Consider the following 21,446-nt stretch of genomic DNA (forward strand, 5'->3'; position numbering starts at 1 on the left):
TTATGAAAGCGTGCACGGCCTCTGTCATTCACGGTGATCCGATCTCCGCGGGCCACGAGCTCGGGCACGAGATGATCGCCAACCTCGGCCAGGCGCCCGATCTCGTGCTGCTCTTCGCCCCGGCCGAGATCTACGACCCCGCGTCGATGCTCGCCGCCCTGCGCGAGACCCTGGGCCCCGGCGCCCGCATCGCCGGCTGCACGAGCTTCGCCGAGATCGACCAGCACGGCGCCAAGACCCACTCGGTCACCGCCATGGGCATGTGCCTATTCGAGGTCGAGGCCGAGCTCTTCTTCGCCGAGCTCTCGGGCGACGACCTCCAGTCTGGCCGCGAGCTCGGCCAGCAGATCGCTCAATTCGAGCCCAAGCTGCTGCTCCTCTTCCCCGACGGCGTGCGCGCCGATCCCCCCAAGCTCGTGCGCGGGATCCAGGAGCTCGCCGGCGTCGACTTCCCGATCGTCGGCGGCTGCGCCGGCGAGAACGCCCACCTGCTGCGCCAGACCTGGCAGTTCATCGACGACCGGGCGATGAGCGGGGGCGCGGTAGCGATCGGCCTGCGCGGGCCGCTGACGATCCAGACCTCGAGCGGCTCGGGCTTCGAGCCCCTCGGCCGCGAGCGCGTGTGCACCCGGGTCGAGGACGACAAGCTCGTGCTCGAGATCGACGGCGAGCCGGCCGTCGAGATGTACCGCCAGCTGCTCGGCGAGGAGATCGTCGACAACCCCTCGGCCGGGGTCACCTATCCGCTGGCGGTGCTGACCAGCGCCGACCCTGGCGGCGCGCGCTGGGAGGAGCGCCCGCACGTGATCCGCGTGGTCCGCAGCTTCGACGATCGCGGCGGCCTCGAGTGCGGCGGAGACATCCGCGAGGGCGCCAAGGTTCGGATCACCCGGGGCAGCCGCGAGGCCCTCGTCGCCGGGGCCACCCAGGCTTGCGAGCGCGCCCTGGCCGAGCTCCCCGATCCCCAGCTCGCGCTGATCTTCAACTGCGCCGGGCGCAAGATGATCTTTGGCCCGCGCCACTATCGCGACGAGATCGACGCCGTCTACGCCCGCCTGCCTCGGGGCGTGGCGAGAGCCGGTTTTTATACCTACGGCGAGCTCTCGCCCGTGCATGGCGAGGCCATGTATCACAACGAGACCTTCACGATCTTGCTGCTAGGCCACGCATGAGCACGAGCTGCGAAGACTGTCCACTGCGCGCGGACCAGGCCGACCAGGCGCCCTCGGCCAGGGCCGTGGTCGCGGCCCTGCGTCGCTGCCCCAGCTGCCCGCACCTGCGCGAGCCCTCACCGGCCGCGGCGCAGCGCCTGGCCGCCTGCGTCCTCGAGCTCGACCGCGAGCGCAGCCAGGCCTGCGGCGAGCTGGCCCGCGTCCAGTCCGAGCGCCGCGAGCTCGTGCTCGAGGCCGAGGCCTTCGAGCGCCGGCTCAGAGAGCTCGAGCGCCTGCACCGGGCGAGCTCGCGGGAGCTCGAGACCCAGCTCGAGCTCGTCCGCCACCAGCGCGACGAGATCCGTCGCCTGTCCACGCCGCTGATCGAGGTCGGCGAGGGGGCCCTGGCGCTCCCGGTGATCGGCACCCTCGACCACGAGCGCTCGGCGGCCATGACCCAGGCCCTGCTCGCGCGGGTCCACGAGCACAAGATCCGCCGGGTCATCGTCGACGTCACCGGCCTCGGCGGCGTCGACCCCCAGACGATCCAGCACATGCTCCACATGCTCGGATCTCTGCGCCTGCTCGGCGTCCGCGTGCTCGTCTGTGGCTTCAGCCCCGCCCTCGCCCAGCTCCTCGTCGCCCGCGACATCCCCTTCGAGGGCATCGAGCTCGTGCGCAACATGAAGGAGGCCCTCTCGCGGATCGCCGCGCGAAAGCGATCCAGCCCGAGCCTCCGCGCGCCCAGGTAAACGCCGCTTTACCGCATCAAGCGCTCGATCGTGCGCGGTCCTGCGTTCCGCACGCGACAACTTTGGCGGAGGGCTTGCCCTCGGCACGGGCTTTGCTGAGTGTTCCGCCCGAGTGAGCCGGCAGGGCGCAGCAGGGCGTGACAAAGTAGCCACGTTGGCACGATCGTGTCATCTCGACACGTCGAGTCGGCCCGCCGGCGAGGCGTCTTCGACCAGCGGTGGCCAGCCCCACCGCGGACCCGCGCCCGCGCCCCAGGGGCTCGCGGGGGTTTTTGCGCGGCGACGGCCAAGCGTGGGGCCTCGCCTGCTCGCCCTGTTCGCCCTCGCCTTGCTGCTCGGCGCTTGCAAGCCGGGCGTGAGCGCCTCGGAGCTGCGCGGGGCCCAGTACGCCATCCGCAAGGTCCGCTTCGAGGGCACCGAGCGCTTCAAAGATCGGGAGATCCACGACTACCTCGAGCTCGCCCCGAGCACCTGGGTCCCCCTCCCCGAGCGCTCCTGGTACTACGAGGGGCTGATCCCCGTCGACGTCGAGAACATCGTCGGCCTCTACCACGCCTACGGTTACTACGAGGCCGCCGTCGTCGACGTCCAGGTGGAGACCAACGAGCGCAAGCGCCGACAGGACGTCGTCGACATCCTCTTCGTGGTCGAGGAGGGCCCCGTCACCAAGGTCACCGACGTCGCCCTGACCTGGCCCGAGGGCCCGCTCCCCGGCCCCGACGCCCGCGCCCGCCGGGTGGCCTTCGGCACCCTCCCGGACCTCTCCCCCGAGGCATTCGAGGCGCTCGTCGAGCTCGAAGAGGGGGACCCCTTCGAGGTCCCGACCTTCGAGGCCGACGCCCGGAGCCTGCGCACGCGCATGAAAGACCTCGGCCACCCCTACGCCGAGGTCCGCAAGCGCGCCGTGGTCGACCGCGCGGCCAAGCAGGCCCGGGTGGTCTTCGAGCTGATCCCCGGGCCCTACATGGTCATCGGACCGGTGACCGTCACCGGGCTCGAGCACGTGCCCGAGCCCGAGGTCCAAGTCGAGGTCGAGACCCTCGTCGGCCAACCCTACTCCCCGCGCCGGGTCACCCGCCTCGAGCGCCACGTCTACGACATGGGCGTGTTCTCGGCCGTCTCGGCCAAGCTCGCCGAGAGCGACGCCGCCCCCGAGGGCAAAGCCGACGAGAAGCGCGACGCCGACGACAGCGAAACTGATGAAGAGAGCGACGCCGACGACAGCGAAGCTGATGAAGAGAGCGACGCCGCCCCCGAGGGCAAAGCCGACACCGCCGCCGAGGGCGAGGCCAAGCAAGCCGAGCCGGGCACCGACGAGCCCGAGGGCGACGGCGTCGTCAGCGTCAGCACCGACGAGGTCGGCAAGGGCGACATCCCCTGGCCCGAGGTCCCCGTCACCCTCAGCGTGACCGAGAGCAACCCCCAGCGCGTGCGCGTCGGCCTGGGCCTGGGCTTCGAGTCCAACCGCTGGGACCAGCGCGTCAGCGCCCGCTACAGCCACGCCAACTTGTTCGGCGACCTCTACAAGCTCACGCTGAGCAGCTACGCCGGCTACGCCGAGCTGCCCAACCCGATCAACCTGATCACCCACGGCCCGATCGCCGAGCTCGGCATCAACATGGAGAAGAAGGGCCTGCTCGAGAAGCAGCTGGTGTGGACCGGCGACCTGCGCGTGCGCCTGGGCATCGAGCAGGGCTACCAGTCGTGGTCCACGGAGCACCGCTTTGGCGTGTCGCGCTTCTTCACGCGCTGGTTTCAGCTCGAGCTCAGCCACACCCTGCGCTACGTCGACTTCTTTGCGATCTCTCCCACCTTGGCCGCCGACGACACCTTCTTGGGCCTGGACTTCCGCGACCCCTACATCCTCAGCTACGTCGACATCGGGGCCACGATCTACGCCGTCGACCAGATCAGCTCGCCGAACAGCGGCGGGATCCTGGGGGTCCGCTATCGCGTGGCTGGCGGCCCCTTCGGCGGGCACTACGACTACCAGGAGGTCGAGCCGTTCTTGCGCCTGTACTGGCGCCCCATCGATCGCCTCCAGCTTGCCGCCCGCGCGCGCCTGGGCATGATCTTTCCCTACGGCGACGAGCCCGGGGCGCCCATCGACATGCGCCGCTACCTCGGCGGCTCGAACTCCGTGCGCGGCTGGGGCCTGCGCCGGCTCTCGCCGCGCATCGACGACTGCGAGGACGGCGAAGACCCGCTCGCCGGCGACTGCGACTCGATCCCCGTGGGCGGCAACAGCTCGGTGCTCGGCAACCTCGAGCTGCGCGTGCGGATCTGGCGGGAGCTGTGGGTCGCGGCCTTCCTCGACGGCGGCGACGTCCAGGACGGCATCTCCACCTTCTCGCCGCAGGAGTGGAACTACGCCTCCGGCGGCGGCCTGCGCTACGACAGCCCGATCGGCAAGCTGCGCCTCGACGTCGGCGTGCGCCTCAACGAGACCACGCTCAGCGAGGGCGAGCCGATCTGGTCGCTGCACTTCGGACTGGGGGAGAGCTTTTGAGTGAGCCCAAGCCCAAGCCCAAATCCAGGCTCCGCCGCATCTCGCGGTGGACGCTGCGGATCTTCGCCGGGCTGATCGCCGTGATCGTGGCCCTGGTCGCGGCCGTGCTGTGGCTGCCCGCCGCCTCCCAGCTGGCCGTGCGCGTGGCCATGCAGCGCTGGGACGCGGCGGTCCCCGGCCAGGTCGAGTGGGCGGGCATGTCCGGGAGCCTCGCCAGCGGCCTGAGCGTCGACGCCCTGGCCATCGACGACGGCGAGGGGCGAGCCCTGGTCCACGCGCAGCGCCTCGCCCTGCGCCTCGACACCGGCGCCCTGGTCGGCGGCGCCCTGAGCCTCGACGTCAGCGAGCTGCGCGGCCTCGAAGTTCACCTGGACCACGACTGGTCGGCGCTCTCCAGCCCCAGCCCCGAGCCCCAGCCGCCCGCCGAAGGCTACGGCCCCAACCTGCCCGTCCAGGTCCGGGCCAGCCTCGCCCTGCGCGAGGCCAGCATCATCCAGGCCGGCGAGGCCCTGCTCACCCTCGACGGCCTCGACCTCGGCGCCTCGGGCATCGGTCGCAGCGCCGAGGCCAGCCTCAGCTTGTGGGGCGCGCAGCTGCCCGCCCAGGGCCTGCGCGTCGACAGCCTCGAGCTCGGCGCGCGCTGGGACGCGCCCATGGCCGAGGTGATCCGACTCGAGCTCGTCAGCCCGCTGGCGCGCGCAGCCCTGATCGCCCCCGCGAACTACGACGTCGACGCGGCCACCGGCGAGCTCGCCCTCTCCTTGCGGACCGAGCCCCAGGTGATCGCCGAGCAGTTTGCGATCGCCCCCCTCGAGCGCTTCGAGGTCCTCGACCTCGAGCTCCACGCCCTCGGCGGCCCCGCGGCCCTGAGCGTGGGCGTGGACCTCGACGCCGACGACCCCAGCGTCCCGGGGCTAGCGAGCCTCTTCCTCGACGCCGACCTCGACCAGCGCGACGCCGGCGGGCGCGTCCTCGACCTCGCGCTCGAGGGCGACATCCCGGCGGGCCTGGTCCACGCCGAGCAGGGCGCCCTGCACCTCGAGCTCGGCGCGCTCGCGGCCATCGGCGGCGCAGACGAGCGCCAGCCCAGCGTCGACGATGCCTTCGCGGACGCCGACGCCGAGCTGGTCCGCGCGACCGCGGGCGCCACCACGGACGCAGACGCGAGCGAGGAAGCAAGCGCGAGCGGAGGCGCGAGCCTCGATCTCACCTTCGAGCTGCGCGATCTCGACGCGGGCGATCATCTGGTCCTCGACGCCGGCGCCGCCGCGCCCGAGCTCGGCGCCGTCGGTGACGCCTGGCTCGAATTCACCGGGCCCGGCCTCGCGCTCGCGGCCCAGGTCGAGCACGACCCCGCCGGCTCCCTCGCCGCGCTGCTCTCGGCCGACGCCCGCGACCTCGGCGAGCTCGGGGCCCCGCTGGCCCGCTACCTCGACATCCCCGAGCTCGCCAGGCTCAGCGGCAGCGGCGAGATCCTGGCGCGCTGCGGCCTGCCCAACGCCGCCTCTAGCGACGCGCTGAGCTGCGTGGCCAGCACCCGCTTCGACGACGCGGCGGGCTATGGCACCAGGCTGCGTGGCCTCGACGCCCAGCTGCGCTCGCGCCCGCTGGCCCCCGATCCCACCGTCGACGGCAGCCTCGCCGCGCGCGGCCTCAGCCGCGGCGAGCTGGCCTTGAGCAGCCTCGACCTCGACCTCTCCGGCGACGCCAGTGACCTCTCGATCCGCCTGCGCGGGGCGGGTACGCAGGAGTCCATCGCCCTCGACGCGCGCCTGCGTCGCGAGGACGACGCGCTGAGCGTCGCCCTCGCCCAGCTCGACGCGGCGCTCTTCCGGGGCAAGCTCGCGCTCTCGACCCTCGGCCCCGCCCGCGTGCGCGTGGGCGGCGATCGTCTCGCCGTCGATGGCCTGCGTGTCCGGGTGGCCAAGGGCGAGCTGAGCGTCGACGGCGACCTCGCCCTGAGCGACGACGCGCCGCCCGGACGCCTCGACCTGCGCGTCGACGAGATTTCCCTGAGCACCCTCGCCCCCCTGGTCCCTGGCCTCGACATGGCCGGCGAGGTCTCCATCGACGGCCAGCTGCGCGGCTCCGTGACCCAACCCAGCGGCGAGCTTCGCCTCCACGCCGAGGCCCTCCGCCTCGCCGAGCTCGACCTGGGCGAGGTCGAGCTCGCGGCCGCCCTCGGGCGCGGCGCGGCCGTCGGCGCGTCGATCCCCGGGACCGACGCCATCCGCCGCGTCCTCGATCCCCTCACCCTCTACGAAGATCAGCCGCCCAGCCCCGCAGACATCGAGGTCCCCGAGACCGCCGAGACCCCCGCGGACCCCCTCGCGCTCGAGGCCCTCGCGGCCAACGAGAGGACCGAGCGCCTCGAGCGAGACCGCGGCCTTCGCCTGCGCCTGTGGACGCGCGTCGCCGGCCCGACCTTGCCCCGGGCCGAGCTCAGCGCCCAGCTCCCCCTCGACCTCGGGGCCAAGGCCGGGCTGTCCGCGAGGCGCCCGCTCGCCGCCCGCCTCGTCGTCGAAGACTTCGACCTCGCCAAGCTCGCGCCCTACATGCCCGAGGCGCCCCAGGGCTGGCAGCGCGAGCTGCCCTCGGACAAAGACAAAGACAAAGACAAAGACAAAACCGACCCCGAGCAGCCCCCCGCCAAGCTCGAGCCCGCCGGCAGCGTCGCCATCGACCTCGAGGTCGGCGGCAGCCTGCGCGATCCCTCGGCCACCGTGGACCTGCTCGCCGAGGCCCTCGCCATCGACGGGGCCGCGCTCGGCGAGCTGCGCGTCGGCGTCCACGTCGACAGCGAGGACGCAGCGCTCGAGCTTCGCCACGACCTCCCTGTGGACGACACGCGCACCCGGACCACCGTGCACGCCCGCGCGCCGCTGCTCGTCGACCTCGTCCATCAGCGCGCGCGCTGGACCCCCGAGGCCCCGCACAGCCTCGCCCTCGACATCGACAACCTCGACCTCGAGGCCCTCGAGCGCAGCTTTGGCCCGCGCCTGCCCGCCCTCGCCCAGGCCCTCGAGCAGGCCGACGTCCAAGGCGGCCTCGGCCTGTCCGTGCGCGCCCAGGGCGGCCTCGACGACCCCGAGCTACACCTGCAGCTGCTCGGGCGCGAGCTCGTCCACGCCGGCCAGGCCCTCGGCGAGCTCGAGCTCCTCGTCGATCAGGCCATGGCCCAGACCGAGCTCACCGTGTTCGTCGATGGCCCCCTCGCCCAGCGCCTCGACGCCCGCGCGCTGCTGCCCATGAGCGTGGCTCCGCTCGCCAGCTCGCCGCTGCGCGTCGACACCCACGCGCCGCTCTCGGTCGAAGCCCACGTCGTCTCCAAGGCCCTGTCCGAGCTCCTCGCCCCGGTCACCGCGACCGGCGTCGACGGCCGCGTGCGCGTCGACCTCGAGCTCGGCGGCAGCCTGGCCGAGCCGACCGCCGAGCTCGCGGCCAGCTTGCGCGACGCCAGCCTCGAAGAGCGGGCGAGCTTTGGCGACCTCGGCCTCGTCGCCACCCTCGCGGCCAACAGCGACGACGTCCAGCGCGTCCAGGTCCGCGCCGACCTCGGCCGCCGCGGCGCCCAGCTCGCGACCATCGCCGCCACCTTGCCCGTGCGCGTCAGCGTCGAGGACATCGCCGCGCCCGAGCTCGCGTGGCTCGACGACGGCCACCACACCCTCCAGGGCGCCGGCCGGGGCCTCGACCTCGAGATCCTCGACGCCCTCGCCGGCGTCCAGCTCGACAGCACCACCAACTACCTCGACCCCGACGTCGAGCCCGAGCTCGAGATCGGCTTCGAGCTCGCCGGCGCCGGCACGCTCACCGACTTCAGCCTCGACACCGACGTCCACGGCGAATACCGCGAGGGCGAGCACAGCCTGCACTTCGACACGAGCGTCGACGCCGACGAGGCCCGCCAGGCCGTCGCCATCGCCCTGCGCCCCGACAGCTGCGACCACCTCGAGGGCGAGCTGACCCTCGAGCTCCCCGTCCCCGCCCTCGTCCGCGGCGAGTTCCAGATCGGCGAGACCCCCTTCGCGCTCAGCCTCGAAGCCCCGGGCTACGAGCTCGACACCCTCTCGCCCCTCGTCCCCGCCTCGCTCCACGACCTCCGCGGCACCTTGCTGGCCAGCGTCGCCGGCGAGGGGACCTTGACCGAGCCGCACCTCGACGGCCAGGTCGAGCTGCGCAAAGGCGCGGTCACGGTCCTCGACCTGCGCCAGCGCATCGAGGGCATCGCCTTCGAGCTGGCCTTCGACGACGGTGACATTCGCCTGCCCAAGCTCGCCGCCAAGGCCGGGCGCGGCGGCATCGACGGCCACGGCGAGGCCAGCGTTCGCCGCGGCCAGGGCATCGAAGGTCAGCTCTCCTTGCAGCTCGACGACTTCCCGCTGATCCGCCCCGGCCTGCCGACCATGGCCATCGATCTCGGCGCAGAGATCGGCCTCGACCTCGACCCCGAGACCTTCGTCGTCGACGTCGTGCTCGACGAGCCGACCATCGAGGTCGCCCGCCTCGGCGGCGGCGCCCCCGACGACGTGCCCCAGAGCGAGGACGTCGTATTCGCCAGCGAGATCGCCGCCCTCGAGCCCGGCGAAGAGATCGAGATCATCGACCCCGACGCCAGCCCCGAGCTCAACATCCGCGTGCGCCTGGCCGACCCCCTGCTGATCACCGGCTCCGCCGTCGACATGACCTGGACCGGCGCCGTCGAGGTCGACCGCCGCGGCCCCGGGGTCAGCGTCGACGGCCAGCTCCAGGCCAAGCGCGGCTGGCTCAACCTGCTCGGCGGCGAATTCGAGATCGTCGAGGGCACCGTGACCATGCCCGCCGACGGCACCCTCGACCCCTACGTCAACCTCCGCGCGACCACCAACACTTCGGAGGCCACGGTCACCGTCAACGTCGACGGCCGGATCAGCGCGCCCAGCATCCGCTTCTCTTCGGAGCCCCCCCTGGACGAGTACCAGATCGTCACCTTGTTGGTGACCGGCAGCTCCGACCTCAACGACGCCAGCGACGCCAGCGTCGAGAGCCAGGTGTCCTCGCTGCTCGCCGCCGCCAGCAACCCCGCGCTTCAGCGCCAGCTCTCCCAGCGCCTGGGCATCGACCGCGCGCGGATCGGCTTCGGCGACGACATCGACCAGCCGATCTTCACCGTCGGCAAGCGCCTGACCCGCGACATCTACGTGGAGACCACCTACCACCACAACGCCCCGGACGACGAGAACACCGCCGAGGCGCGGGTGAAGTACGACTTTGCCCGGCGGTGGTTCTTGGAGGGCTTCTTTGGCGACGCGGCCGTGGGCGGGGTCGGGGTGTATTGGACGCGGAGCTTTCCGATGCGGGACAAGGGCAAGGGGGAGTCGAAACCCGAGCCCAAGTGAGCACGAGCGGCTCGAGGCCCTCGCCAGGCTGCACCTCAGAACACCCAGCCTTCCTTGCGTATCCCGCCATGTTGAAAGACGACGCTCACGTCCAACGTCCCAGTCGTCCGAGTCAGCACGACGCCATTGATGGTCCCCCCAGAGTTTGCCACATAGCTACAGTGCTGAGGCAACGCAGGGAGGGTGATCGCCTGCCCCTGGAGCGCATTACTCGCAGCCTGATTGTACGTATAATTGCTCCCAGGAACCTTTTTGGACACCAGTAGCCTCCCCAAGCCGCCATCTACGACGAGTTGATCAACAACATTGAAGACCCCCCTGGATATCCCCGCGGCATCATAGTCGACAAACTCATTGTTCTTCGCCTCCTCCTCCAAGTAGTCTTTGTCCCTCATGCTTCGGATCCCCTTGGAGCGCAGCTTCGAGCTCAGCTTACTCCGATGAGCGTCACCAATCACAAACAGTCGCTCATTCATCTTTTTGGCCGACAAAATCTTCATGAACATCGACTTATCCCGAAGATAGTCGTTCTCATTCGCCTCATTGGTCAGCGACTGGTTGGAGAGCCCCCCAATCTTCAGCCCCATCTTGAAGACATACCGACTAAACATCCACTCCAAGCCGACGGTCTTCCGCGCCTCTGACCTGAACGCAGCCTTCATCGCCGCCATCCCTGCGCCCGTCGCCATCCCTACCTTGGACAGGTCAGGCACCACGTCGTTGTCCGCGGCCACTTCCAAGACAGCGATCGAAGCCACGACATCTTCATGATACTCGTTCGCCGTGTTCTCGAGCGGGCTCTTGGTACCAAGGTTTTCATAGGAACGAAGGTACTTGAGCACGCCCACGAAGCTAGAGATGAGCGCTTTATTGAGGCTGTATCCCTCGCCCATCGCCGCGCCTGGCTTGATCGCGTTTTCTGCGTCCTCACGCCCTTGTTTCAGCGCAATGGACTCGACATCGGGCAGACAGCGCGCGAATTTGGGAAGGACGTGCTCAGCCGAGTGATCTCCGTCGTCGGGATCGATCCCATGCTTTTGGAAGAATTTCTCTCGAGACTCGTCCAAGGACTCTCGAAGCGCATCATCACCAGCGACGAGCCCATCGTCGTACTCGGAGAAACCTTCGTAGCGAAACGCCTCCGTGCCCAGAGCTTTGATGATCCCTGGCGCGAGCTGATTGGTGTGATACTCGCCGAGCACCGTGAACTCGTCCATGCGGATCCAGGTCTTGTCTGGCATTTCCCCCGCGACCTCGAGCTTGTCCCCGCGCGCGAACCTGTCGAGCTCGTCGTCGTCCTCGAAGCGCCGCATGACGTCGTCATCGATCACTGCGTTGCGGGCGTCGGAGCCGCGCTGAGCGGGGTCATAGTTGGGGCCGATCACCGCCTTGCGCTGCACGCTCTGAGCACCGCCACCATCTTGCCCACCAGCGCCACCAACCAGACGATCCAGCACCCCCTCCGCCGAGCTCCCGCCCACGACCGCGTCCGCAACCGCGTCCGCGTGACGCTCCAGCGCGTCGCCCACGATCCCCACCCCGCCAGCCGGGCGCAGCCCCGCCCGCTGCTGGATCACATGCGCCGCCTCGTGGGCCGCCGTATGCAACGTCGGCCGCGAGCTCGCAAACGCGACCTTTGGCCCGACCGTGTAGGCCTCCGCGCGCAGCGAACGGCTCGCGTCGACGGCCGCGGCGTCGGTGTGGGCCTCGACCCCGTCGAGGCTGTGCCGCCCAAAAGCCCGCTGGATCGCCCCTGCGTGGGGCAGCGCGTGCGCTCGACCCGAGACCCCCATGCGCGCCGCCTCCCGCACGCCCGCCCTCGACCCGCCTCGGGCCACCGCGCCATCGGCCATGCGCTGGAGCGCGTGCAGACGCTGCACCGACGCGCTCGCGTCCGCCTTGGCCTGGAGCGCGTGCAGACGCTGCACCGACGCGCTCGCGTCCGCCTTGGCCTGGAGTCCATCCGCCTCGACCTCGCTCTCTACCTCGGCATCTGTTCGTGCGGGAGCCTCCCCGCTTCGAGTGGCGGACACGGGACCCGGGCGCTCAGCGACATCGAACACGGCTCGAGCATAGACCGCTGACCCATTCTCGACGAGCCCGGCGGCCGGTCGCCGAGCGTGGGCCAACACCCCGGCCCCGCGTTTGCCCCTCCCCCAACCAGCGCTCCTGATAACCTCGCCCGCGTGCGAACGAAGAACCGCCGCCTGTGGCTCGCCAACCGCCTGAGCGCCCTGATGCCACGGCCCACGCTCGAGGCTGGCGCGCTCCTCGATGCCAGCGCCAAGCGAGAGGGCCTCTCGGACTTCGGCGATCCACCTTTCGAGGTCGGCCTCGACAGCCTGCTGCGCGCCTTGACCCAGGACGCCGCGCTCTCGCCCATGGGTCGCGCGGCGCTCCACCAGATGCTCGTCCGCAACCTCGCCAACCGCCTGCGCCTCGTCGAGGATCGCAAGCGCCGACCGGCGGTCTACGCCCGCCCCCTGACTCCGCCGATCATGATCCTCGGCATGCCGCGCACGGGCACCACCTTCTTGCATCGCCTGCTCTCGGTCATGCCCGGCGCCCGAAAGGCACGCAGCTGGGAGCTCATCCAGCCACTGCCGCCGCGCCGCGCCGCGGACGAGCGCCGCACCCAGGCCGCTCGCCAGGTCGCGCTCGCCCGCACCCTCGCCCCCGAGCTCGACAGCAAGCACCGCCTCGGCGTCGACGAGCCCGACGAGTGCGTACTGCTGATGGCGCCCAGCTTCCACAGCATCGCCTGGTGGATGTTCGCGCCCACCTACGGCTACCTCGACTGGCTCCTCGACCAGGACCTGGCCCCAGCCTACGCCGAGTATCACCTCTATCTGCGCGCGCTCCAGGACGCCGAGGGCGGCCGCTTCGTGCTCAAGGCCCCGGCGCACACCGGCTACCTCGCCGAGCTCGCCGCCGAGATCCCCGAGCTCGTCTTCGTCCAGACCCACCGCGACCCCGCCACCGTCCTGGCCAGCGCATCGAGCCTCTTCGACAGCTTCTTCAGCCTCGTCACCGAGCACCACGACTCGCAGCGCACGGCCCGGACGAACCTCGAGCTCTTCCTCAGCCTCGATCAGCGCTGTCGGGCGGCCCGCGACGCTGGGCTCGACGATCGCGTGCTGGATCTGCGCTACGAGACCATCATCGCCGACCCGATCGCCGCCGTCCGCCAGATCTATGCCCACGGCGACATCCCCTGGCCCGAAGGCGGCGAGGCGGTCCTGCGTGCCCACCTTCAAGCCAGCGGCCAGCGCAGGCGGCCCAAGCATCGCTACGCCCTCGAGGATTTCGGCCTGAGCACGGACGAGGTCCACCAGCGCTTCGCGGCCTACATCGCGCGCTACCTCGGCTCGTGTGCGCGCCAGAGGACTTGAAGGGTCTCAGGCGCCGGACCGCCGGTCGCTGACGAGGCGCGAGGAGGGAGTTTGTCGGGCACAAATGACTGACGAGCAACGAAGTCAGCGGCCGGTGCTCCAAGCCTGGGGCCCTTCAAGTCCTCTGGCGCGCACACGAGGAGCCCGTGGCATGATCCCGGGATGCACTGGCGCCGCGCGGCATCCTTGCTCTCGCTCCTCCCCCTGCTCGCCTGTCGCCCGAGCGCCCCCGAGGACAGCGAGGCCACCGACAACCCGGAGCCCGCCGCAGCCAGCGAGCAGGGTGAGCAAGGCGAGCTCGCGGCCTTGCTGCTCGCGCTCGACGATCCCCTGACCCGAGCGTCGGCGCTGGTCGAACTCGAGCGCCTCTCGCTCGAGATCGACGGCCGCGACGACGCCGAGGCGCGCGAGCAGACCGCCGAGCGCCTGCTCCCCGCCCTGGCCGATCTCTGGCCCGAGGCCGCCGCGAGCGAGCGCGCGACCATGCTGCGCGTCGCCGACAACCTCGCGGCGCCGCAGGCCGAGGCGCTGTGGCGCCGCGCCCTGTCCGACTTCTCCCTGCCCGAGGACAGCCTGGCGGCCGCGCTCTCGGGCATCGTCCGCGCCCGCGCCAGGAGCCTCTCGGCCGCCATCGCTACCCACCTCGGCGCGAGCGTGGACGCGGGCTTCGAGGGGCCGCAGGGCGAGCCCGACGCGGGCCACGTCGCCAAGGCGCTGCTCCTCATCCACGCCCTCGGACAGCTCCACGCCAGCGACCAGGCCGAGCGCCTGATCATGCTGCTCGAGTCGGGCGGGGACTTCCCCATCGAGGTCCAGCGCGAGCTGGTCTCGACCCTCGGCCAGCTCGGGGATCCCCTGGCCGCCGAGCCGCTGCTGGTCGCGATGTTTCGCGTCCCCGACTTCCCTGGCATCCAGTCGCTCGGCGAGCGCGCGGTCCGTGCCCTGGGGGCGATCGGCGAGCCGGCCCTGCCCGCCGTGCTCGACGCCTACGCCGGCCACAGCCCCCGCCTCGCGGCCGTCGCTGAGGAGCACGGGATCGGGCAGGCGCTGATCCAGATGACGGCCGTGCAGATCATGGGCGTGATCGGCTCCGCGGACGCGGTCCCCACCGTGGTCGCGCACTTGTCTGCGAGCAGCTGCGAGCGCCAGGGCAAGAACTCGGCGGCGCAGATCCGGGCGAGCTACAGGCGCGCCACCGCGGCCCGCACCCTCGGCCAGATCGCCGACCCACGCGGCGCGGCCCCGCTTTGTGCATGCGCCGACAGCCGCGAGCCCAGCGAGGTGTCGGAGATCGCCCAGGCCCTCGGGCGGATCGCCTGGGCGAGCGGCCCCAACGACGACGAGGCCCTGGGCTGCCTCGAGCGCATGGTCGCCACGGCCAGCCTCGATCCCGAGCTGGTCTCGGCGGGCACGCAGCTCGACATTCGCGGCGAGGCCTTGCGTTGGCTGGTGCTCGCCTCCGAGCCCGATCAGGCGCCGAGCTTGCGAGCCACCCTCGAGCAGGCGGCACCAGAGGTCCGCGCCCACGTCCGCGAGCATGGGGCCGATCAGGGCATCGCCGTGCTCGAGGCCTGCGCGGACCAGCGCGCCTGCTATGCCGAGCGCCTCGCCGACGCGAGCCAGCCCGCCCACGCCCGCGAGCTCGCGGCCTTCCAGCTCGCTCGCCTCAGTCAGCCCGGCGACCTCGAGACCGCCGCGACCCTCGCCCAGGGCTTTGCGATCCCCGACGCGGAGGTCCGCATCAGCGTGGCCTGGCTGAGCGCCCGCCTCGCTGGTGATCAGCCTTGCCCCGCCTGCGCCGACGCCCTCGAGACCGTGATGACCAAAGAGGCGACGAACAGCTCCGCCGCCATGCAGGCCGCCTGGGTCACGGCGCGCCGAGTCATCGACGAGCTGCGCGCCCGCGAATGAAGCCACGCGAAACTTTTTTCCTTGACCGGTCGAAGTGTTCGGTCCAGCGTAGGAGGCACCGGCGCCCGCATTGTCGCGGCGCCAGATAGGAGGCATGACCGTGCAACCCCTTGTGACAACCCGCCCGAGTCTGAGCCTCCTCGTCGCTACGCCCGCGATCTGCTGATCTGCTGATCCCGCTGGCAGCTAGCTAGTCGGCTCCTCCGCAGGCGCTCGCGCGTCGCGGCGGGAGGCTCTCATGATCCTCGTGGTGTCTTGCACGGGGATCAGGTGTGTCGTTGCGTGCCCGCGGGCGCGCGCATGAGAGCCGAGATCAACTTCATGAGCCGAAACCATCGTCGCGGCGACCGCCGGTCGTCCGCATCCTCTTCTTCAACCTTCAACTCCAGCGCCGCGACCGAACGCAAGATCCGGCAGCTGTGTCGCCAAGTCCACGAGCGCGTCGACCTCGTGCTCGCCGGGGAGCTCGACGACCCCATCCTCGACGGCCTGTGGGTCGCCGAGGTCGAGCCCGAGCCCGGGAGCACGGCGATCCTGGTCACCCTGATCGTCCCCAATGACGCGGACATCGCCGAGGTCCGAGCGCACCTCGACGCCGTCCACGGCCACTTGCGCAGCGAGGTGGCCGCGGCCATTCACCGCAAGCGAACACCTCACCTGCGCTTCGCCCTGCTCCCCGAGCGGGCCATCGCGCTGACCGGAGGTGGGCATGACTGAGCGCCTCCCACCGCTCAATCGCTGGGTCGCCGAGCGGCCCGCTCCCGAAGTCGAGGCCGCCCTGGCCCGGCTGCGCGAGGCCCCCGACGTCGCGGCGATCGCCGTGATGCCGGACGTCCACCTCGCGAGCGAAGTCTGCGTTGGCGTGGCCGTGGCCACGCACGCGCGGCTCTACCCCGCCGCGGTCGGCTCCGACATCGGCTGCGGCATGGCGGCCCTGGCCTTCGACAAAGAGGCCGCGGCCGCCCTCGCCCGGGGGCCGCAGCTACTCGCGGCCCTCGGGCGCGCCGTCCCGGTGATCCGTCACCCTCGCCGCCGCTGCCCGCCGCTGCCCGAGGACCTCGCCGAGCGCCCGCTCAGCGCCTCGACCCTCGAGCGCGCCAAGCATGAAGAGGGCGCGCTCCAGCTCGGCAGCCTCGGCCGCGGCAACCACTTCGTCGAGCTTCAGCGCGACGACCACGGCCAGCTGTGGGCGATGGTCCACACCGGCTCCCGCGGCCTCGGCCAGCGCATCCGCAAGTGGCATGAAGCCCGGGCCAACCCTGCGGCCGACGCCGATACGCAGGCCCATGCCCAGGCCGGGGGCCTCCCCAGCCTGGACGCCGACAGCCCCGCCGGCAGGGCCTACCTGAGCGACCTCGAGTTCGCCCTGGCCTACGCCGACCACAACCGCGAGCGCATCTTGGCGGCGCTCACGGACATCCTCGCCGACACCCTCGGCGCGCAGCCCCTGCCCCAGACCAAGGTCTCGTGCCAGCACAACTTCGTGCGCCGCGAGCATCACGTCATCGAGGGCGAGGGTCGCAGCCTCTGGGTTCACCGCAAGGGCGCCATCTCGGCTGGCGAGGGCGAGCTGGGCATCATCCCCGGCTCCATGGGCAGCTGCTCCTATCTGGTCGAGGGCCGGGGCGAGCCCGACTCGCTGTGCTCGAGCTCCCACGGGGCAGGGCGAGCCCTCGCCCGGGGGGAGGCTTTTCGCTCGATCTCCACCAAGCAGCTGCGCCGGGAGCTGCGGGGCGTGTGCTTCGACGAGCGACTCGCGGAGCGCCTGCGCGACGAGGCGCCGGGCGCCTACAAGGACATCGGCGCGGTCATGCGAGCGCAGCGCGAGCTGACTCGCATACTCGAGCGCCTCCAGCCGCTGCTGGTCTTCAAGGGCGGCTGAGCCCGCGCTCCACCGTCGGCGGGTAGCTCCACGCTGCCCGCCGACTTCAAAACAAGTCCAGGGGCGCTTCGCAAGCGTCCTCGCGCAGCTTGCAGCCAGCGCACTGCGACCCGCTCCAGATCGCCTGATAGAGCTCCTGGACCTGATCGATCAGCCCCTCGTCCTCGCTCGCCACCCCGAGCTCGAAGTTGCGCCGGCCGCTGCCCTTGGCCCCGAGCCCCGCGCCCGTCCAGTTGGCGCTGCCCAGGTAGCAAAAGGCGCCGTCGACGATCACCGTCTTGAGGTGAACCCGCGGGCACTGGCGCAGCTCGAGGCCGCCGGCGATCAGCCGCGGGTAGCGATCGAAGCTCTTGCGAAACGCCCGCGAGGGCACGCCCGCGTGGAGCAGGCGCAGCTCCACCCCTTTGACCGCGAGCTCGTCGAGGCAAGACAGCACCGAGCGAAAGCGGCTCGAGCTGCGCACGCTCCGGCGCGGGCCCTCGACCATCAGCTCCTTGAGGTTGGCGGTCGCGATCCACACCGAGCAGCGCGCGCGCACGAGCTGGGCGATCACCACCTCGTAGTGCGCCTGGCCGGCGAGCAGCCCGAGCGCCACGGGGCGCGGCTCGGCGGCGAAGTCCGTGGCCGTGGCCTGGCGCTCCACCGCGCTGGGGACCCCGCGCATCAGCTTCGAGAGCTCGGACATCGGTTCAGGTGTCCCACGCCGGCCGCGGGCCAGCAAAAAAGCAGCGCTTCGCCCCCGGCGCTCGCCGCCCTATGCTCTGCCCCTGTCATGCGCGCCGGCCCGATCTCTCGCCCCGCACCCCAGCGCCTCGCCGAGCTCCCTCGCCGCGGCGCGCTCGGACTCGCCCTGAGCGCCTGCCTGGGCGTCGCCGCCTGCGGCTCCTCCGGCGACGCCCAGCCCTCGGAGGCCGGCGCCAAGCGTGGGGGCAAAGCAGCTCCCTCACCGAGCGCTGCGCCCCCCGAACACAGCCCGCCGCCCAGCGCCGAGGCAGCAGGTGCTCCCAGCGAGCTCGACGAAGCTCCCACCGCCCTCGCGGAGGCTCCCGCCGAGCAGCCCGCCCCGATCCCGAGCGGCCCGGTCTACCCCCTCGGCGTCGCCGGCATCGACAGCGCGGTCACGACCGCCTCGCTCCCCGGGCACCTCCGCTTCTCCCTGCGCAGCGGCGAGGCCCCCCTGAACGCGAGCCTCGAAGATCTGAGCCTGCGCCGCAGCGCCGGCGCGCCGCTCCCTCTCGAACCCCTCGCCCTCCAGCTGTGGGCGCGCGACGCCGACGAGCCCGTCGAGCTCGACGCTGACGAGGCGATCACCCTCGAGCCCCAACGCGAGGCCGAGCTGCTGCTCTACCTCGACAGCTGGCAGGGCGACCCACGGGCCGAGCGCTATGTCTTCGACGCCACCTTCAGCGTCGATGGGGTCCGTGAGCAGATCACCGTGAACATCGAGCGGGCCCGACGAGAGCCGCGCTGAACGACGCTACACTGCGGCACATGCCCAACTGGTCCGCCCTCCTCGAGCACCGCGAGCACCGACCCTGGCCGCTGCCGGAGCGCCCCTGGATCATGACCATGTCGTGGCGAGAGCTGCTCTTCGCCCACTGGCGCGTCGACCCCGAGCGCCTGTCCGCGAGCTTGCCCGCCGGCCTGAGCCTCGACACCTACCAGGGCGAGGCATGGCTCGGCGTCGTCCCCTTTCGCATGGCCAACGTCGGACCGCGCGGCCTCAACTGGCTGCCCGGGGCCTCGGCTTTCCCCGAGCTCAACGTGCGGACCTACGTGGTCAAGGACGGGAAGCCCGGGGTGTGGTTCTTCTCCCTCGACGCCGCCAACGCGCTGGCGGTGCACAGCGCCCGAACAGGCTTCTTCCTGCCCTACTTTCGCGCGCAGATGCGCTGCGAGCGTCGTGAGGACGGCTGGATCGACTACCGCAGCGAGCGACGCCACCCGCCCGCGCCGGCCGGGGTCTTCGAGGGCCGCTACCGCGGGGTCGGGGAGGTCTACCGCAGCAGCCCCGGGACCCTCGAGCACTGGTTGACCGAGCGCTATTGCCTATATGCCAGCGATCGCAAGGGGCAGGTTCGGCGCGGGGAGATCCACCACATGCAGTGGCCGCTTCAGCGCGCGGAGGCTGAGATCTCGGCTTGCAGCGTCAGCGATGGCTGGGGGCTGGCGCTGCCCGACGAGGCGCCATTGCTGCATTATGTTCATGATATCGACGTCGTTTGCTGGCTGCCCGAGCGCGCGTGAATACCAGCGCCCCCTCTTCCCCAAGCAGCCCATCACTCGAATATTAACTCGTCACGGACAAGAATGACAAAACATCACCCAATTATAAAACCAGAAGCATCTCCCAAGTCGCCAACAAGAACATGAGCGACACATCCACTCTCAACGACTCACCGCCCCTTCACCCCGCGCTGGCGATTCTCATTTCATCAACATTCGCAGGGCTCCAACTGGGTTGCTCGGTCCCATTTTGCGAGGCCTATGACTGTGACGACATCGATAGCATGGCCGACGAAACGGGGGAAAGCTCAGACTCGGGAGACAGCTCAGGATCGGCAGATAGCTCGGACTCGGGCACTTCCAACTCGACGACTAGCGACGACAGCGCTGACGGCGCTGACGAGGACACAGGCGCCACCTGCCCCGAAGGCACTCTGGCATGCCCATGTGACATGAACGGCCTATGCGAGGCTGATCTGTCGTGCATCGACGGCACCTGCTCACAAGAAGAGCTCTCACCAGAGGCACCTCAGGCGCTCACGCTGACCCCCTCTCAGGTGAAACGATTCGATTTCTCCTGGGCGGCATCTCCCGACGCGCAGACTTACCAGATCCTAGAAAAGCTCGTCTCAGACGGCAGCTACGTCAACTTGGGCATCGAGACGACGGAGACATCCTGCTCGCTGAGCAACATCCCTCTTCCCCTTCGTTGGGGAGCAAGCTACAAAATCCAGGCTTGCAATGACTATGGCTGTTCCAGGTCCGATCCCGAGCAAGTGGGAAGCTCGCTAAAAGACGCAATCGGCTACGTGAAGGCGTCCAACACCGACGCTGGCGACCTCTTTGGCTGGAGCATCGCGCTAAGCAAGGATGGGGGGACGCTCGCCATTGGCGCAGTAAATGAGTCGAGCAGCGCGACAGGAATTGGAGGGAATTCATTCGATAACTCCGCCTCTGATTCAGGCGCAGTCTACATTTTCACACAAAGCAACGGTGAGTGGTCTCAGCAAGCCTACATCAAGGCATCCAATGCTGAAGAAGGCGACAATTTTGGGAGCAGCGTCGCTCTGAGCGACGACGGGAGCGTTCTCGCCGTCGGCGCTAGCGAAGAAGACAGCTCTTCCAGCAACTTCCCCACCAACAACTCCGAGCCAGACTCTGGCGCAGCTTACATATTCTCGCGCCAAGGGGGATCTTGGGCGGAGTGGGCATATCTAAAACCAGCATCGCCCGAATCGAGCGACAAATTTGGGACAAACATCGCACTCAGTGGAGACGGAGCCACCCTCGCCGTTGGCGCGATCGGTGAAGACAGCGCCGCAACGGGCATTGATGGAGCCACGGCCAACAACGACGCTTTCGCATCAGGCGCGGCATACATCTTTGTACAGGAGGGCAGCTCATGGGTCACCCAGGCCTACATCAAGGCATCCAACACTGATACAAACGACTACTTCGGCTCCAGCCTATCCCTGAGCGAGGATGGAGACACCCTCGCCATTGGAGCGTACCGAGAGGGCAGCGACTCAACCGGCGTCAATGGTGATGAGGACAACAACGACGCAGCCAGCGCTGGCGCTGTGTATGTCCTTCATCGTAACGCCAGCAACTGGTCCCAGCAAGCCTACATCAAGGCCTCGAATGCTGAACAGGGCGACCAGTTTGGGAAAAGCTTGTCTCTTAGCAGCGACGGAGACACCCTGGCCGTCGGCGCCTACGAAGAAGACAGCGCCACAACAGGAGTCAATGGCGCTCAGTCGTCGAACACATCGAGCGAATCCGGCGCCGTATATGTATTCATTCGCCAGGGTTCATCCTGGACTCAAGACGCCTATGTCAAAGCATCCAACACCGACTACGGTGACAAATTTGGCCAGTCCGTAGCACTTAGCGGTGATGGCGAGGTCCTTGTCGTAGCGACCCAACACGAAGATAGCGGCACCTCAGGTATCGGCGAAGAGCAGTCCGACAACTCTGCATCCAGCTCGGGAGCTGCGTACTTCTTCGTCAAGGACGCGGGTTCTTGGACTCAAAGGACCTATATCAAGGCACCAAATACCAGCGCATCAGATTACTTTGGCTTCAGCTTGTCGGTAAACCAAGATGGAACGTCCCTCGCCATTGGAGCCTATGCCGAAGACAGCAACGCCGTTGGCATCAGCGGAGACTCCCAAGACGACACAGCACCTTACTCTGGCGCAGTCTACCTCTACTGAGGGCTCCTAGACGGAAAGGACGCCCGAAC

The 21,446-nt window shown here is 69.8% G+C and carries 14 protein-coding genes; 12 read left to right on the forward strand and 2 right to left on the reverse strand.

Annotated features, from left to right (window positions below):
• Positions 1-2 precede the first annotated feature (2 nt).
• From G6O69_RS35710 to G6O69_RS35725, 4 genes are all read left to right on the forward strand, one after another.
• Complete coding sequence (locus G6O69_RS35710; RefSeq protein WP_172307939.1) at positions 3-1,172, forward strand: FIST N-terminal domain-containing protein; 1,170 nt, start codon at positions 3-5, stop codon at positions 1,170-1,172.
• A complete protein-coding gene (locus G6O69_RS35715; protein WP_172307940.1) occupies positions 1,169-1,903 on the forward strand; it encodes an STAS domain-containing protein in 735 nt (244 codons plus the stop codon). Before G6O69_RS35710 ends, G6O69_RS35715 begins: the two co-directional genes overlap by 4 nt.
• A 292-nt stretch (positions 1,904-2,195) precedes the next feature.
• On the forward strand, positions 2,196-4,412 hold the full coding sequence (locus G6O69_RS35720) for a BamA/TamA family outer membrane protein (RefSeq protein WP_172307941.1): 2,217 nt from the start codon (positions 2,196-2,198) through the stop codon (positions 4,410-4,412).
• Positions 4,409-9,790, forward strand: coding sequence for a translocation/assembly module TamB (locus G6O69_RS35725; RefSeq protein WP_172307942.1), 5,382 nt, complete (start codon positions 4,409-4,411; stop codon positions 9,788-9,790). The genes G6O69_RS35720 and G6O69_RS35725 overlap by 4 nt, the downstream gene beginning before the upstream one ends.
• Positions 9,791-9,825: 35 nt before the next feature.
• On the opposite strand, the gene G6O69_RS35730 is transcribed toward G6O69_RS35725, so the two are convergent.
• Entirely contained in the window at positions 9,826-11,718 is a 1,893-nt protein-coding gene (locus tag G6O69_RS35730; protein ID WP_346017127.1) for a DUF4157 domain-containing protein, read from the reverse strand.
• On the opposite strand from G6O69_RS35730, the gene G6O69_RS35735 reads away from it, so the two are divergent.
• From G6O69_RS35735 to G6O69_RS35755, 5 genes are all read left to right on the forward strand, one after another.
• On the forward strand, positions 11,704-11,874 hold the full coding sequence (locus tag G6O69_RS35735; RefSeq protein WP_176397275.1) for a hypothetical protein: 171 nt from the start codon (positions 11,704-11,706) through the stop codon (positions 11,872-11,874). The two genes, G6O69_RS35730 and G6O69_RS35735, sit on opposite strands and share 15 nt — an antisense overlap.
• A 102-nt stretch (positions 11,875-11,976) precedes the next feature.
• Positions 11,977-13,182, forward strand: a complete 1,206-nt coding sequence (locus tag G6O69_RS35740; protein WP_172307943.1) for a sulfotransferase — start codon at positions 11,977-11,979, stop codon at positions 13,180-13,182.
• A 162-nt stretch (positions 13,183-13,344) separates the two neighbouring features.
• The gene (locus G6O69_RS35745) at positions 13,345-15,093 is read left to right on the forward strand and encodes a hypothetical protein (RefSeq protein ID WP_172307944.1); all 1,749 of its coding nucleotides are present in this window, start codon (positions 13,345-13,347) and stop codon (positions 15,091-15,093) included.
• Positions 15,094-15,414: 321 nt separating this feature from the next.
• Complete coding sequence (locus tag G6O69_RS35750; protein WP_172307945.1) at positions 15,415-15,810, forward strand: hypothetical protein; 396 nt, start codon at positions 15,415-15,417, stop codon at positions 15,808-15,810.
• On the forward strand, positions 15,803-16,975 hold the full coding sequence (locus G6O69_RS35755; RefSeq protein ID WP_172307946.1) for an RtcB family protein: 1,173 nt from the start codon (positions 15,803-15,805) through the stop codon (positions 16,973-16,975). The genes G6O69_RS35750 and G6O69_RS35755 overlap by 8 nt, the downstream gene beginning before the upstream one ends.
• A 46-nt stretch (positions 16,976-17,021) precedes the next feature.
• Here the strand turns inward: G6O69_RS35755 and G6O69_RS35760 are convergent, their stop codons facing one another.
• Entirely contained in the window at positions 17,022-17,660 is a 639-nt protein-coding gene (locus G6O69_RS35760; protein ID WP_255215966.1) for a phospholipase D family protein, read from the reverse strand.
• An 87-nt stretch (positions 17,661-17,747) separates the two neighbouring features.
• On the opposite strand from G6O69_RS35760, the gene G6O69_RS35765 reads away from it, so the two are divergent.
• The 3 genes from G6O69_RS35765 to G6O69_RS35775 all read left to right on the forward strand — a co-directional run bounded on the left by G6O69_RS35765 (position 17,748) and on the right by G6O69_RS35775 (position 21,417).
• On the forward strand, positions 17,748-18,446 hold the full coding sequence (locus tag G6O69_RS35765) for a hypothetical protein (RefSeq protein WP_172307947.1): 699 nt from the start codon (positions 17,748-17,750) through the stop codon (positions 18,444-18,446).
• A 20-nt stretch (positions 18,447-18,466) separates the two neighbouring features.
• The gene (locus G6O69_RS35770) at positions 18,467-19,222 is read left to right on the forward strand and encodes a DUF2071 domain-containing protein (RefSeq protein ID WP_172307948.1); all 756 of its coding nucleotides are present in this window, start codon (positions 18,467-18,469) and stop codon (positions 19,220-19,222) included.
• 122 nt (positions 19,223-19,344) lie between these two features.
• Entirely contained in the window at positions 19,345-21,417 is a 2,073-nt protein-coding gene (locus G6O69_RS35775) for an integrin (protein WP_172307949.1), read from the forward strand.
• The last annotated feature ends 29 nt before the right edge of the window (positions 21,418-21,446 follow it).

This window comes from Pseudenhygromyxa sp. WMMC2535, from assembly GCF_011083025.2.

Coding starts and splice junctions, on each gene's coding strand:
- G6O69_RS35710 (WP_172307939.1), top strand. CDS start 3: ATGAAAGCGTGCACGGCCTCTGTCATTCACGGTGATCCGATCTCCGCG.
- G6O69_RS35715 (WP_172307940.1), top strand. CDS start 1,169: ATGAGCACGAGCTGCGAAGACTGTCCACTGCGCGCGGACCAGGCCGAC.
- G6O69_RS35745 (WP_172307944.1), top strand. CDS start 13,345: ATGCACTGGCGCCGCGCGGCATCCTTGCTCTCGCTCCTCCCCCTGCTC.
- G6O69_RS35750 (WP_172307945.1), top strand. CDS start 15,415: ATGAGCCGAAACCATCGTCGCGGCGACCGCCGGTCGTCCGCATCCTCT.
- G6O69_RS35755 (WP_172307946.1), top strand. CDS start 15,803: ATGACTGAGCGCCTCCCACCGCTCAATCGCTGGGTCGCCGAGCGGCCC.
- G6O69_RS35760 (WP_255215966.1), bottom strand. CDS start 17,660: ATGTCCGAGCTCTCGAAGCTGATGCGCGGGGTCCCCAGCGCGGTGGAG.
- G6O69_RS35765 (WP_172307947.1), top strand. CDS start 17,748: ATGCGCGCCGGCCCGATCTCTCGCCCCGCACCCCAGCGCCTCGCCGAG.
- G6O69_RS35770 (WP_172307948.1), top strand. CDS start 18,467: ATGCCCAACTGGTCCGCCCTCCTCGAGCACCGCGAGCACCGACCCTGG.
- G6O69_RS35775 (WP_172307949.1), top strand. CDS start 19,345: ATGAGCGACACATCCACTCTCAACGACTCACCGCCCCTTCACCCCGCG.